Origin of the sequence: Virgibacillus halodenitrificans JCM 12304, from assembly GCF_001310895.1 — a bacterium.
Taxonomy (GTDB): Bacteria; Bacillota; Bacilli; order Bacillales; family Amphibacillaceae; genus Virgibacillus_Q; species Virgibacillus_Q halodenitrificans.
The window spans coordinates 47,655-61,518 of record NZ_BAZS01000026.1 but is presented as its reverse complement, the minus strand read 5'-3'; the positions used below and the strand labels follow the sequence as shown (position 1 = coordinate 61,518).

Annotated in this window: 9 protein-coding genes, 2 pseudogenes and 1 riboswitch; of the genes and pseudogenes, 5 read left to right on the top strand and 6 right to left on the bottom strand. The window is 39.7% G+C overall.

Annotated features, from left to right (window positions below; all coding sequences use genetic code 11):
• Positions 1–386: 386 nt before the first annotated feature.
• The 5 genes and pseudogenes from JCM12304_RS13585 to JCM12304_RS13565 form a co-directional block, all read right to left on the bottom strand.
• Positions 387–2,272, bottom strand: a pseudogene (locus JCM12304_RS13585) (PTS fructose transporter subunit IIABC).
• On the bottom strand, positions 2,259–3,197 hold the full coding sequence (pfkB, locus tag JCM12304_RS13580; RefSeq protein ID WP_060680973.1) for a 1-phosphofructokinase: 939 nt from the start codon (positions 3,195–3,197) through the stop codon (positions 2,259–2,261). The pseudogene JCM12304_RS13585 and the gene pfkB overlap by 14 nt, the downstream one beginning before the upstream one ends.
• Positions 3,194–3,943 (bottom strand): DeoR/GlpR family DNA-binding transcription regulator, encoded by a 750-nt coding sequence (locus tag JCM12304_RS13575; RefSeq protein WP_060680971.1) that lies wholly within the window; start codon positions 3,941–3,943, stop codon positions 3,194–3,196. Before JCM12304_RS13575 ends, pfkB begins: the two co-directional genes overlap by 4 nt.
• Before the next feature lie 535 nt (positions 3,944–4,478).
• Positions 4,479–5,201: a DUF981 family protein gene (locus JCM12304_RS13570; RefSeq protein ID WP_060680969.1), complete on the bottom strand. Its 723-nt coding sequence runs from the start codon at positions 5,199–5,201 to the stop codon at positions 4,479–4,481.
• Between the two features lie 109 nt (positions 5,202–5,310).
• Positions 5,311–5,757 (bottom strand): MarR family winged helix-turn-helix transcriptional regulator, encoded by a 447-nt coding sequence (locus tag JCM12304_RS13565; protein ID WP_060680967.1) that lies wholly within the window; start codon positions 5,755–5,757, stop codon positions 5,311–5,313.
• A 154-nt stretch (positions 5,758–5,911) separates the two neighbouring features.
• On the opposite strand from JCM12304_RS13565, the gene JCM12304_RS13560 reads away from it, so the two are divergent.
• On the top strand, positions 5,912–6,367 hold the full coding sequence (locus tag JCM12304_RS13560) for a CBS domain-containing protein (RefSeq protein ID WP_060680965.1): 456 nt from the start codon (positions 5,912–5,914) through the stop codon (positions 6,365–6,367).
• Positions 6,368–6,400: 33 nt separating this feature from the next.
• On the top strand, positions 6,401–7,606 hold the full coding sequence (locus JCM12304_RS13555) for an MFS transporter (RefSeq protein WP_060680963.1): 1,206 nt from the start codon (positions 6,401–6,403) through the stop codon (positions 7,604–7,606).
• Positions 7,607–8,007: 401 nt separating this feature from the next.
• Here JCM12304_RS13555 and JCM12304_RS13550 read toward each other — a convergent pair whose 3' ends face one another.
• The gene (locus JCM12304_RS13550; protein WP_060680961.1) at positions 8,008–9,585 is read right to left on the bottom strand and encodes a cation:proton antiporter; all 1,578 of its coding nucleotides are present in this window, start codon (positions 9,583–9,585) and stop codon (positions 8,008–8,010) included.
• Between the two features lie 149 nt (positions 9,586–9,734).
• On the opposite strand from JCM12304_RS13550, the gene JCM12304_RS13545 reads away from it, so the two are divergent.
• From JCM12304_RS13545 to dapA, 3 genes and pseudogenes are all read left to right on the top strand, one after another.
• Positions 9,735–10,652, top strand: a complete 918-nt coding sequence (locus JCM12304_RS13545) for an aminoglycoside phosphotransferase family protein (RefSeq protein WP_060680958.1) — start codon at positions 9,735–9,737, stop codon at positions 10,650–10,652.
• Positions 10,653–10,769: 117 nt separating this feature from the next.
• Positions 10,770–12,116, top strand: coding sequence for a TrkH family potassium uptake protein (locus JCM12304_RS13540; RefSeq protein ID WP_019375906.1), 1,347 nt, complete (start codon positions 10,770–10,772; stop codon positions 12,114–12,116).
• A gap of 87 nt (positions 12,117–12,203) precedes the next feature.
• Positions 12,204–12,382: riboswitch (Lysine riboswitch) on the top strand.
• Between the two features lie 111 nt (positions 12,383–12,493).
• Positions 12,494–13,398 (top strand): annotated as a pseudogene (gene dapA / locus JCM12304_RS13535) (4-hydroxy-tetrahydrodipicolinate synthase).
• Positions 13,399–13,864: the final 466 nt, after the last annotated feature.

Here is a 13,864-nt window from a genome sequence, read left to right as displayed (position 1 = left end):
GCCATGCGATTTTGCGCTCTCAATGTCCGTCATTGGTATCATGAAAGACATTGCCATGTGATTTCGAGGTCTAAATGTCCATCATCGCGCTTCCAATGTCTCTTACGTCTGTAAGGAGCATTCATCGGAGTAACAAAATAACCTTGCAGTCTTTTCATAGAAAGGTTACAAGGTTGTTTTTATACTATGTTCTTTTTATAAAGCTATTAGGAGGGAAGGCCGACTAAAAGCGGCCTTTGCTCTAACTTCATCGTGCTTCTAATCATGTTGTCAAAGACGAGAACGGTTAAGCCCTTCCTCCCTGCATAAAAAGCAACACCGATGCACACTTTTATTGCCAGGGGCCTCGGTGTTGCTAAACAGCGCTTCATAAATTACCAATCTTTTTAAGCTTGGTTATCCACACGTTTTTTCAATAAGCCAAGTAAAACTGCAGATACGATAGAGCCAATGACTACAGCTAGTAGATATAGAAGCCAGCCGCCTTCTACAAGTGGGAATACAAAGATACCGCCATGAGGAGCTTGCAGTCCGATATTGAACATCATACTTAAACCTCCGGTCACAGCAGAACCGACCATAAGAGATGGAATAACCCGAAGCGGGTCTGCTGCAGCAAAGGGAATTGCCCCTTCTGTAATAAAAGATAAGCCCATAATATAGTTTACTTTCCCAGCCTCACGTTCTTGCTGGTTAAATTTATTACGAAATATAGTTGTTGCGATTGCAATTGCTAATGGAGGAACCATACCTGCAGCCATAATCGCTGCCATAGGTTCGTACACGCCACTTGCAATTAACCCCGTACCAAATAAATATGCTGCTTTATTGACGGGACCACCCATATCAAATGCCATCATAAGCCCAAGTACAATTCCGAGAAATACAGCATTGCCTGTGCCAAGGCCAGTCAACCAATCTGAGATTGCAGTATTTAAAAGACTAAATGGTTTATTGACAACAAAGAACATAAGGAAGCCGGTAATGGCAATTCCGAGTAATGGATAAAGCAGGATCGTTTTGATTCCTTCTAATGAAGATGGTAGTCCGGACAGTGCTTTTTTAAGACCCACAACCAAATAACCACCAAGGAAACCTGCTACAATACCTCCGAGAAAGCCTGCGCCACTACTTGCTGCCATTAAACCGCCAACCATACCGGGTGCAAAACCTGGACGATCAGCAATACTCATTGCAATAAAACCAGCCAATACTGGAATCATCAGGCAAACGCATTGCCGCCACCGATCGTATTTAATGCTTCAGCAATTACCGAATAAGATGGATCATTTGGATCATGTGCATTTACACCAAATAGGAAGCCTAACGCAATCAAAATTCCTCCACCAATAACGAATGGAAGCATATTGGAAACCCCACTCATTAGATGCTTATAAATTGTTGCGCCAATGCTTTTTCCTTTTTGTTCTTCTTGATCATCGGCACTGGAATCATTGCTTTTATATATTGCTGCCTCTTGCTTTAAAGCCCGATCAATTAATTCTTTAGGCTTGCGAATCCCCTCTGCTACAGGAACTTCAATGACATGCTTACCACTGAAGCGGCTCATGGCAACATTGGTATCTGCTGCAACAATGACAGCAATTGCCTTTTCAATATCCTCTGCCGTCAGAACGTTTTTAGCTCCCCCGGAACCATTTGTCTCTACCTTTATATCCACGCCCATTTCTTCTGCTTTTGATTTGAGGGAATCAGCAGACATATACGTATGAGCAATTCCAGTTGGACATGCAGTCACTGCAACGACAAAAGGTTTATCGTCATGAGTGGCTGTGGGTTTTTCTTCTTCTTTATCACTTTCATCATAGTGATTAATGATGGAAAGAATGTCATCCTCTGTTTTTGCTTCCAAAAGCTGTTTGCGTACCTCTTCACGCATTAAGATTGTAGATAGTCTTGCGAGTGCTTGTAAGTGAGTATCGTTTGCCCCTTCTGGTGCTGCAATCATGAAAAATAAATGAGAGGGCTGTCCATCTAGTGATTCATATTCTATACCACATACAGATCTTCCAAACGCAATGGCAGGTTGCTTTACAGCCTTTGTTTTTGCGTGTGGAATGGCAATCCCATCACCAATTCCTGTTGTACTTTGTTCTTCTCTATTTAAAATCTGTTGTTTAAACTCTGCTCGATCTGATAATTTCCCAGCCTTTTCCAATACGGATACTAATTCTTCGACTGTATCCAGCTTATTGGAACTACTTAAAGAAAGATTAATGGTGTCTTTGGTTAACAGTTCAGTTATTCTCATGTCCATTCTCCTCCATCTGGTTTGTTAGTTTTACCTGTGGCAACAGACTCTCAACTTTCTCTTTACTGCATAACCCGTTCGAAAATGTTGTAGCACTGCCTGCAGCTACACTGTATTGGAAAGCTTCCTTCACTGCTCTTGTTTTAAGATATGTTGCAACAAATCCTGCTACCATCGAATCTCCCGCTCCTACAGATCCTTTGACTTCTCCTTTGGGGACTGTGGCAATATAACAGACATCCTTACTAATAAAGACAGCGCCTTCCCCTGCAAGAGAGACAATGACATGCTGGGCTCCTTGTTTAACAAGCTCCCGGCCATAAGGAATGGCATCTTCACACGAGGAAATCGTGACATTAAATAGATCGCCAAGCTCATGATGATTTGGTTTGATTAAAAAAGGCTGATATGGCAGTACCTTTTTAAGCAAATCTCCTTCTGCATCTACTACAAAAGCAGCGCCATTTTGGTGACATAGCTTCACTAACTTTTCATAGATGGTTGATGGTAGACTGGATGGAATGCTTCCGGCCAGAATAAGCATATCTTCGCTGGTTAGATTGCTAATCCGGCGCTCAAGTTCCTTTAAATTCGCCTCCGTGATGGCAGGCCCCTTCGCATTTATTTCCGTTTCTTCATTTGCCCTCAGCTTCACGTTAATGCGTGTATCTTCTTCCACATAGACAAAATTGGTTTTAATCTGCTTAGATTGCAGGTAATCTTCAATATATTTTCCAGTGAATCCACCAAGGAAGCCGAGAGCTTCACTTTGTACTCCTAATGTATTCAATACTTGAGATACATTAATTCCCTTTCCTCCGGGGTACTTAGCTTCACTGCTCGTTCGGTTCAACTCTCCCAAATGCACTTGGTCCATTTGCAAAATATAATCGAGAGACGGGTTAAGTGTTAGTGTATAGATCATGGTGTAACCACCTTTATTTTCGTTTTAGTGCTTAGCTGTTCTTCTGTATCTGTTTCAATCTGGTTCGTAATAATAGTTGCGGTATGCAAGTCGCTTATTTTTGAAAAAGCGATCTCCGAGAACTTGGAATCATCAGCAAGTACATAAGCTTCTCTGGAGAGAGATATAGCAAGTTGTTTAACTTGGGCCTCCTCTTGATCGGGAGTGGTATATCCGAATTGTGGATGGATTCCATTTACACCCATAAAACATTTATCAAAACGATATTGCTGCAAGCTGTCAAGCGTACCTCTTCCGATCATTGCCTTTGTCTTCGGTTTAGCATAACCACCTAGAACATATGTCGGAATATTTCTTTCCAAAAGTTTGTCTACATGCATTAATCCGTTTGTAACGACAACAATTTTTTCAGGAAGATGAGGGATGAGTTCAAATATTGTGGAACCTGCATCAAGATAAATACTGTCCCCCTCTTCTATTAAACTTGCAGCGTACACGGCTATTTTTTGTTTTGTTTGAAGGTTTTTGGATGATTTCTCTATCATACTTGGTTCCTGTAGCTTCCCCTGCAGGCTGGAAGCTCCCCCATGAACTCTCTTTAAATATTTTTTCTCTTCAAGCTGTGTGAGGTCTCTGCGAATAGTTGATTCTGACGACTGTGTCAGCTCCACTAACTCTTGAAGTTTAACAGTATGCTTTTCTTTTAAACTATCTATAATAATTTGATGACGCTCTGATTCCAACAAAAGATCATCTCCTAAAACGCTTTCATTAATTATATTTCTATTATAGCTCCGTACAGAATAAAATTCAACCATTTTCAATCAAAAACATTCATTAACGATCAATGAGAGTGAATGATTTATTTGAAAAGTATTATGATGGACATTGCCGTTCGATTTCAGAGTCGCAATGTCCGTCATTGTACTTATGATAGACAATGCCGCTTGAAAACCTACACCCAATGTCCGTCATCGGCATCATGAAAGACATTCCCGCATGAAATTGAGCGCCCAATGTCCGTCATCGGCATCATGAAAGACAATCCCGCATGAAAACCTGCCCCCAATGTCCGTCATCGGCATCATGAAAGACATTCCCGCATGAAATCCGTCTCGCAATGTCCGTCATCGCACTTATGAAAGACATTCCCGCATGAAATCCGTCTCCCAATGTCTATCATCCCGTTTATGATAGGCTCTCCAGCATGTCTCCCCTTCTTTTAGAGCAATAAAAAAACCTTGCAGCCTTTCTATGAAAAGGGTGCAAGGTTTTTTCGTCTTACATTGTATTTACAATTAATCCGATATGAGTAAAGTAATTCATGATACCGAATGCCGTCAATAGAAGACCAGATACATACATGCAGCTATACGATACTCGGATTATCCATTTTGCCGGCTTCAATTTTAAAGTAAAGGTAAATAGAAAAGCTCCAATTCCAGTAAGGGCGTAAAGAGCGGAGATGAAGATTGCTTCGACCATTGGGTATTCGGCAAAAGCACCCGAAATAGGCTCTTGAGGTGGTGCTGCAAATAGCTGGTACGTAACCCCGGCAATTCCAATGGCAATTAAAGCAAGGCCCATCGCTGCACCAAAATATGACATTGGCTTCATTAAGTCAGGTAGGTCCCCTTTTAGCTGCTCCGAAACGGCTTTGCGATCTTTTGGGTTAATTCCTTGTTTCATGTATACATTGGATTTCCTCCAAAGTAAAATGGCTGCAGCAAATAATAGCACTCCAAATGCTAAGGAAGGTTCGCCAAAGATAATATCATCAAACGGGAAACCAATCTCAGCCAACGGCCAGGTTAAACTCATATGGGCACCAGTAAGTACTAATATAAAGCCTAGTACGCCAAATCCCATTGCCCATCCTTCCAGTTGACCTATTTTATTTTGTCTAAGTCGTTTTAAAAAACGCAAAATCAATAATAATCCTACTCCTGCTGCCACACACATGATGGTATTATATACCTGTGTGGCTGCCCAATCGATGGTCATGTGAATTCCTCCCTGTCCTTCTTTTTTCTATATAGGATAAATTCCCTATACACAAATGGAAGAAACATAAGAAAAAGGAGTTAGGCTCTTTTTAGCTCATTTGAAATTCTTAGCCATCACTCTGTTTTTTATTCTTTTCCTTTATTACCGAATGATTATATTTTTTCAATAAATGGGCGAAAGACTCACATTCTTCCTCGGTCCATTCCTCGAGTGCCCGCTCCAATCCTGCAAAGCGTCTCTTCCTGTTCTCGTCCAGCATTTTTTCACCCGGCTCCGTAATTTGATAAAAGAATGCCCTGCCATCATCCGGATTGGGAACTTTTTCTACATATTGCTTATCTACAAGAGTCGCAGCTTGTCTGCTGATTGTTGAGATATCAAGGTTCAATTCTTTAGCCAATGATTTAACACCTGCAGGCCCATGAGTAGTAAGTTGACGTAAAATAACAAAGCTAGATCGATCCAGGCTCCCGTCCCGTCTTTCTGACAAAACGATGCGTCTTATGAAATCAGTCACTTCGTTTTCAATGGTTTCCAAAGCTTGTCTCTTCATATTTTTCACCTCTGTGAAGATCTTCTTAACTACATGATAGCATGATTCAGCAAGGAAAACTTGACAATAATCCTCGTTTAGTTGTATTATACAAGTAAATAGTTGTACAGTGCAACTAAATGAGCTTTACGAATTGTAGAAAGGATGCGTGGAAATGATAGCAGAGGAAGTAATGATTTCTGATGTTTATAAAGTTAACCAGAAAGATACGATTCGTTCCGTGATAAATTATTTTATTGATTATCGTATTAGTGGTCTTCCGGTAATTAATGATGAAGAGAAAATAGTTGGCTATATAAGCGATGGTGACATTATGCGTTATATTGGCAAACATAAGGATATTTTCGTTGATTCCTTATATAACGTTACTGTTTTTAAAGGAGATAAAGAGAATTTCGAGGCACGTATCCAGCATGTGTTGGATCTGAATGTAATGAAACTGGCAAAAAAGAAAATAGTTAAAGTAGATGTAACTGCGCACATAGAGAACGTTGCAGCTATATTAGGTAAAAAACAAATTAAAAAACTACCGGTAGAAAAAGATGAGAAGCTAGTAGGAATTATTAGCCGTGGTGATGTGATCCGCCATGCATTTCAACGTTTTTTATAAGTAATATTATTTTCATAGGATAGGGGATTTTTTATGACATCAACAACAATAGAAAAAGAATCAAGCTTATTAAAACAACCAAAAGCCGTATGGGCTGTTTTTTTTGCGTCAATTATCGCATTTATGGGTCTTGGTCTGGTTGACCCGATACTGCCTGCCATATCAAATCAGCTAGAAGCGACAGAAAGTCAGACGGCCTTGCTGTTTACGAGTTATAATGCTGTAATGGCAGTCGCCATGCTTGTAACAGGAACTATTACTTCACGTATTGGTATGAAAAACACTCTCTTGTCCGGGATTGTGATTATTGCCCTATTTTCTGCTTTGGGTGGTCTTTCCAATGGAATCTGGGAGCTTGTCGGCTTGCGAGGTGGCTGGGGACTTGGTAATGCCTTATTTGTAGCAACAGCTTTAACAGCTATTGTTACTCTTTCTAAAAGTGGAAATGCCAAAGCAATTATATTATATGAGGCCGCTATTGGACTGGGGATTTCCGTAGGTCCATTAATCGGTGGAGAGTTAGGCGCCATCTCCTGGAGAGGGCCTTTCCTTGGTGTGGCCACCTTAATGGTCATTGCTTTTATTGGTTTATCTATTTTAATGCCTAAATCCGAAAAGGTCACAACTGAAACAAAGAAGACTTCGATTCTTGATCCTTTCCGGGCATTGAAGCATCGTTCTTTGCTTGTGTTTGGTATTGCGGCAGCATTATATAACTTTGGCTTTTTTACACTATTGGCATATGCCCCTTTTGTATTAGGGTTGGATGAACGTGGTCTTGGCTACGTATTTCTTGGTTGGGGGATTTTATTGGCAGTCACCTCTGTGTTCATGGCACCAAAACTGCAGCATCGATTTGGGACAGTAAAATCAATGTGTGCCATGCTGACTTTATTTGCATTACTTCTTCTAGCTATGGGAATCTGGACATCGATCCAGTGGGTTGTCATTGCGGCTGTCATTGTTGCAGGGGCTTTACTTGGTAATAACAACACCTTAATAACGACTGCTGTAATGAATGCAAGTCCTGTGGAACGGTCTACCGCTTCAGCCGCATATAGCTTTCTTCGGTTTATTGGAGGAGCCATCGCACCATATCTTGCCGGTAAGCTTGCGGAAGTATTTAATTCAAGCATGCCTTTTGTTGTGGCAGCTGTGTTTGTTTTTCTATCCGTGATGTTTATTTGGTACAATACCAAGCATATTTCTCATGTGGATGAAGTGGAGGTAGCCCACTAGAGAAGTTTAGAGCAAAAAACTATGTATACTATTAAAAACAAACTAAGATTAGTGGGTAAGGTCATCAACGGATGATTTTGCCCGCTATTTTTATTTTTGGAGACTGGGACATAACTAAATAGAGCTATTATAAAGACGAACGATCTAAAGTATGGGAACCCCGCTCCGGAAAAACGCTTCGCTTTCCGTGGGCGCTGCTAAGCCTCCTCGTGCTACGCACTCCGGAGTCTAATCTAGGCTTTTTCTCCCACTGGAGTCTACGCGTTTTACCTCCGCTAATTTGTTACAAAAAGAATCCAAACCATGATTCATTAGTAGTACGAATCGGTTCGGATTTTCAATGTATAAAATTCTTTTGTCCCAGCCTCCAATCCATACATAATAGAGTTCGATACTATAAATTAATCCTCCTCTTCCAATTCCACTAATTTTTCCGTTACTGCTTCTTTCTCCTTTTCTGCAATTTCACTTGAAATCACATCATTTGTTTCAAGTAATTCAACCGCTTCATGTTGAGCATATAGCGCATATTTTCTTAAGACAATTTGCTGTTCCTGTTTTAAGTTTGGATATTTTTCCAGGAGCTGATGCATTTCTTCATGGAGCTTATCCAATTTTTCTTTATATGCATGAACAATCTCAGCGGATACGGGCTCAGCGATAAATAAATTTTTCTTTACCTTGTTTATTTCTTGGATAGCAGCTTCATATTGATGAGAATGTGCAATAATCTCCTCATACTCTTCATGGCCCTCACGCTTACGGCTAATTCCGAGCCAAGATAACAGTCCTTTAATAGTAAGACCTTGGATGACAAGAGAGAATAGAACAACACTGAATGCCACAATTAATATATCTTCACGTCCGGGAAAGTCTCTAGGGAGGCTTAGAACTAGCGCAATAGAAAGAGACCCCTTTAATCCGCCCCAGTTAAAAATATGCTTCCAGGAAGTGGGGATATTTTTGATAAATAACAAACTGGTGTATACAGCTAGGCTTCTGGCAATAAAGACAATAAGTATGGCCAGGGAAATTAACCCCCATTTATCATGTACATCTATCCTGGTTATTTCCAATCCAACCATGAGAAATACAAGGGAATTAGCAAGCAATGCAGTAACATCCCAAAAATTATTTATATTCAATTTCGTGGTCGGACTCATACCAATCTTTCCACCGTAGTTTCCGAATACAAGTGCAGCGACAACTACCGCTATTACCCCAGAAGCATGAAAACTCTCTGCGAGTAAAAAAGCTCCATAAAAAAGTATAATACTGAAAATAATTTCGAGAGGATAATCGTCAAAATATCTGGTTAAACGTGAAAAGCCAAATCCAAGAGCACCACCAATAATTAGACCCAAGGAGATTACTTTAATAAACTCCCATACACCAAGACCTGCGCCTTCCAGACCCAAATCAAGATAGGTAATGAGGGAAAAGGCAGAAATATTGAATAAAACAACAGCCAGACCGTCATTAAACAAACTTTCACCTTCAATGATGGTTGCCAGCTTTTTGTTTACTCCAAGGCCTTTGAAAATGGAGAGGACACTGACAGGATCAGTCGCACTCATAATTGCCGCAAATACGAAAGCGGCTGCGATTGGGAAGTCCAATAAGCCCATTGATAAAAAGCCAATAATGAGAAAGGATAAGAATGTCCCTCCAAATGCTAACGTTAGTATTGGTGCCTTGTTTTCATTCAAATGAGAAAAGGGAAGCTTTAATGCAGCTTCACCTAGTAAAGCAGGTAGAAACAATGTGATGATAACAAAATTAAACACTTCTCCTTCTGTAATGAAGTCCTTTAATGGTTTTAAAACGGTGATATCTGATAATCCGATGATGGCTCCTACAATAACAAGTGCAATAGGGTATGGTTTCTTGAATTTTTTAGCAATAGCAGTAATGCCTGCTGCGATCATAATCATAATCAGGCCAAGTTCAAATACATGGTGTAAATCCAAATCTTGCATAAAATAACCCTTTCTAATTCAATGAATTATTTATTTAGTATATCCATTGCCTAAAGACTAATGCGATAAACAAAAGTATGCGCTTTCCATATGTGTCAATATCGTTTAGAGTAAAGTAAAACGGATTTTGGGTGGAGGAGAATAGAAACATGCAAATGCCCCAGGCATTTCAAACAAAGATAAATAATGCGTTCGGCAAGGAAGGGGAAAAGTGGTTAAACCTGTTACCAAAGCGGGTGGATATCTATTTACATAAGTGGAAGCTAGTTAATCATGGGCCGGTAACGAATCTGTCTTACAATTATGTCTTAAACGTGACAGATACAGAGGGGAATCCTTATATATTGAAGCTTGGGGTGCCAAATGCTGACTTTGCTAATGAAATACGCACAGTACAAATTTATAATGGGACAGGCTGTGCCCGTGTAATAAAAGCTGTACCAGAAGAGGGGGTTATGCTACTGGAACAGCTACAACCGGGTACTATGCTTGACACATTAGAAACGGAAGAAGAGCAATTAGAGCAATTTGTAAACGTGTGGAAGGCAATTCGCAGACCAATACCTCGACAGGAAAAGCAGCAAACACCGTTCATTGCAGATTGGTTTCAAGGAATTACAACATATCGTAAAACCTATAGAGAAGGAGATAGGATTAAGGAAGAACACCTACTTCTGGCTGAACAGTACATAGAAGAGATAAACCAAACGACGAAAGGAGCAGCATTGCTACATGGTGATTTACATCATGAAAATATTTTATATTCAATGCATAAAGGGTGGCTGGCCATTGATCCAAAGGGAGTTATTGGAGATGAGTATTATGATACAGTGTCGTTTCTGATTAATAAATTGGAAGGGAAGTCAAATCAGAGATATGTGTTGCGATATAGGGTAAAAAGATTAAGTGAGCTTCTTCAACTGGAGGAGAAGCGGCTGTTAAAAGCAGCAGTGGCGCTATCTACCCTCTACGCATGTTGGGCCCAAGAGGACGGCGTACCTGAGTGGAAGCAAACGTATCAATGTACAATTTGGTTTAGTGAATTCTTAGCAGAGTTGTTAAAGTGAAGAATTTTAAATTACAAGTAAGTATTCTTTATTTAATTGGCAAAGAAACACTGGAAAAGGAAGTCTTATAGCAGTATAATAAGTCATCATTCCATTTATGGAGGAGATGGGTTTTATTTGGTCAAATTTCTAAACAAGCTGCATTTAAAACCAGCACAGCTTATCGTATCATTCTATCTATTAGCAGTCATTGTATCAACTATTTTATTAAGCTTACCAATTGCGCTTAAGCCTGGTGTGAGTTGGAGCTTTGTCGATGTTGTTTTTACTGCAGCAAGTGCTGTAAGTGTTACTGGTTTATCTGTTGTACCTATTGTAGATACATTTAGTACTACAGGGATATTTATATTAATGTTTGTTCTTCAATTTGGCGGTATCGGAATTATGACCCTTGGGACGTTTATTTGGTTACTATTGCGGAAGCGGATTGGTTTAAAAGAAAGACAATTAATTATGACAGATCAAAATCAAACGAACTTATCCGGACTTGTCACATTAATGAAACAGATTTTAGGCATTATTCTTCTTATTGAATTTTTTGGCGCACTAATTCTTGGAACGTATTTTTTAAATTACTTCCCGACATGGCAGGAAGCATACTTGCAAGGTTTGTTTGCATCTGTTAGTGCTACGACGAATGCCGGTTTTGATATAACGGGGGATTCTTTAATTCCATTCGCTAATGATTACTTTGTTCAGTTTGTGACTATTCTTTTATTAACTTTAGGAGCTATTGGTTTTCCGGTGTTAATTGAACTAAAAAGTTATATTCTGGATAAAAAGAAAATGAGACATCACTTCTCTTTATATACAAAACTGACGGTTATCACGTTTTTTTCTTTAATGGTATTTGGAACCCTGGCTATTCTGGTATTTGAAGCAAATCATTTTTTGTCTGGCAAGAGCTGGCATGAATCCTTTTTCTATGCGTTTTTTCAATCTGCCACAACTAGAAACGGTGGACTGGCAACGATGGATGTAAGTCAGTTTTCTGAAGCTACATTACTGATTATTTGTTTATTAATGTTTATCGGGGCCTCGCCAAGTTCTGTAGGAGGTGGAGTAAGAACAACAACCTTTGCAGTTAATATACTTATGCTGATCTCCTTTGCCAGAGGGCATAAAAAGATCCGAGTTTTTGGCAGGCAGCTTCATGAAGAGGATGAGCGAAAATCAGTAATTGTCACGTTATTAGCCATCCTTATTTGTTTTTCGGCGACTGTTATTTTATCTGCAATTGAGCCATTTACTACACTGCAGATCCTGTTCGAAGTATGTTCTGCATTCGGTACAACCGGTCTCTCCATGGGGATTACGGCTGATTTAAGCACAGTCGGAAAGCTTATAATCATTTCGCTTATGTTCATTGGAAGAATAGGAATTCTGTCATTTATTTTATTATTTAATCGGAGAAATAGAGATGTATCCTATGATAATCCAAAAGAACGTGTCATTATCGGTTAAAAGGGGTATATAAATTATAATTGCGGACCTTGGCATTTTCTGCTATAGTTAAGGCAATTAAATAATTTCCCATTTCTATATAATCGATTTGGGGATAGAGGTGCAAATAACATCAGTACACAATCGGAGGAAAATGGGTTCCTGTGAACATTGTGGAAAGGGGAATTTGCCGAAGCTTTAAGAAGCTCATATATCTTAAGGCTGGGTCTGTATTGAATAAATACAGGACTGTCATATAGGTGACTATATGGAGGGCTATCGTAAAGGAAACAATCATCGAATATGTTTCTAACAGCAGCGACCCTTCGTTGCTGTTTTTTGCTGATGATTAATAGCTCTAAACACCTCTGCAATTAATAATAGAAAAGGGTGTGAGGATCATGAATTTTGGTCAGGTATTGACTGCAATGGTAACCCCATTCACTCCTCAGGGAGAAATTGATTTTGAAGCTACAAGAAAGCTGGTCAATCATTTAATTGCAAATGGTTCAGATGGATTAGTAGTAGCAGGCACTACAGGTGAGTCGCCAACGTTAACTAATGAGGAGAAAATACGCTTGTTTTCATTCGTTAGTGAGGTTGTGGACGGGAGAGTGTCAGTAATTGCAGGTACAGGCTCAAATAATACCTATGGCTCTATTGAGCTTACGAAACAAGCAGAGGCAACTGGTGTGGATGCCATCATGCTAGTAAGTCCATATTACAATAAACCGTCACAAGAAGGACTTTATCAGCATTTTAAAGCAATTGCTGAAAATACTTCCTTGCCGGTAATGCTTTATAATATACCAGGTCGAAGTGTTGTCAGCATGTCTGTTGAAACAATCGTCCGGCTTTCGGATATAGATAATATTGTATCAGTAAAAGAAGCAAGTGGTGACTTGGATGCTGTGTCAGAAATAATCAAGCGCACAGCCGATTCCTTTACCGTTTACAGTGGAGACGATGGGATGACACTTCCTGTCATGTCTGTAGGAGGCAATGGCGTTGTTTCCGTTGCATCCCATATTCTAGGGAATGAAATGCAAGATATGGTCCAGGCTTTTACACAAGGCAATGTCAAAGGAGCGGCAGAAATGCATCGTGAGCTTCTTCCAATGATGAAGCTTTATTTGCCGCACCAAGCCCATCTCCAGTGAAGGAAGCATTAAGCATGCTTGGCATTCTCCAAGAAAAACATGTACGCTTACCGATGATTCCACTAAATCAGGAAGAAAGAGTAGCTCTTCACCACGTGCTACAGCCTTTATTAGTTAAAAATAATGATGTAATTGGATATTAAACAGTAAAAAAGCTCTTTCTGCCTAGAAAGAGCTTTTTTGCTTAATTTATGGGTCTGTATGTTGGAAAAATCAATGATTTGTAAAACATATACACTGCGAAGTAACTTTGAAAAGCTTTGTTGCTTGAAAGATTACTAAAATATTAATCTGGTTACACCACCGCTACGGAAAACACTGCGCTTTTCGGGGGCGGCTGATGAGCCTCCTCATGCTAACGCATTCCGGGGTCTCACCTATGCCTCATCTCCCCCAGAAGTCTCCGTATTTTCCTCCGCTTAGTTTTTGCTTTGTAGCAATATATAACTTTAGTATTTAGTGAAAACGCTCGCTTAACATCGTCAAGTACAAGCAAGATACCCTTGCAATATCTTATTTAAAAAAGTCAAGTGGAAAGCGTCCCCCTGCAGCGGAAATCACTGAGTTTATCCATTTCCTTAAATTAGGATAATCATTAGTTTGCAGCAT

Bases quoted from the DNA above. Each gene is read 5' to 3' on its own strand.
- pfkB (WP_060680973.1), bottom strand. From the start codon at position 3,197: ATGATCTATACACTAACACTTAACCCGTCTCTCGATTATATTTTGCAA.
- JCM12304_RS13570 (WP_060680969.1), bottom strand. From the start codon at position 5,201: ATGACCATCGATTGGGCAGCCACACAGGTATATAATACCATCATGTGT.
- JCM12304_RS13565 (WP_060680967.1), bottom strand. From the start codon at position 5,757: ATGAAGAGACAAGCTTTGGAAACCATTGAAAACGAAGTGACTGATTTC.
- JCM12304_RS13560 (WP_060680965.1), top strand. From the start codon at position 5,912: ATGATAGCAGAGGAAGTAATGATTTCTGATGTTTATAAAGTTAACCAG.
- JCM12304_RS13555 (WP_060680963.1), top strand. From the start codon at position 6,401: ATGACATCAACAACAATAGAAAAAGAATCAAGCTTATTAAAACAACCA.
- JCM12304_RS13550 (WP_060680961.1), bottom strand. From the start codon at position 9,585: ATGCAAGATTTGGATTTACACCATGTATTTGAACTTGGCCTGATTATG.
- JCM12304_RS13545 (WP_060680958.1), top strand. From the start codon at position 9,735: ATGCAAATGCCCCAGGCATTTCAAACAAAGATAAATAATGCGTTCGGC.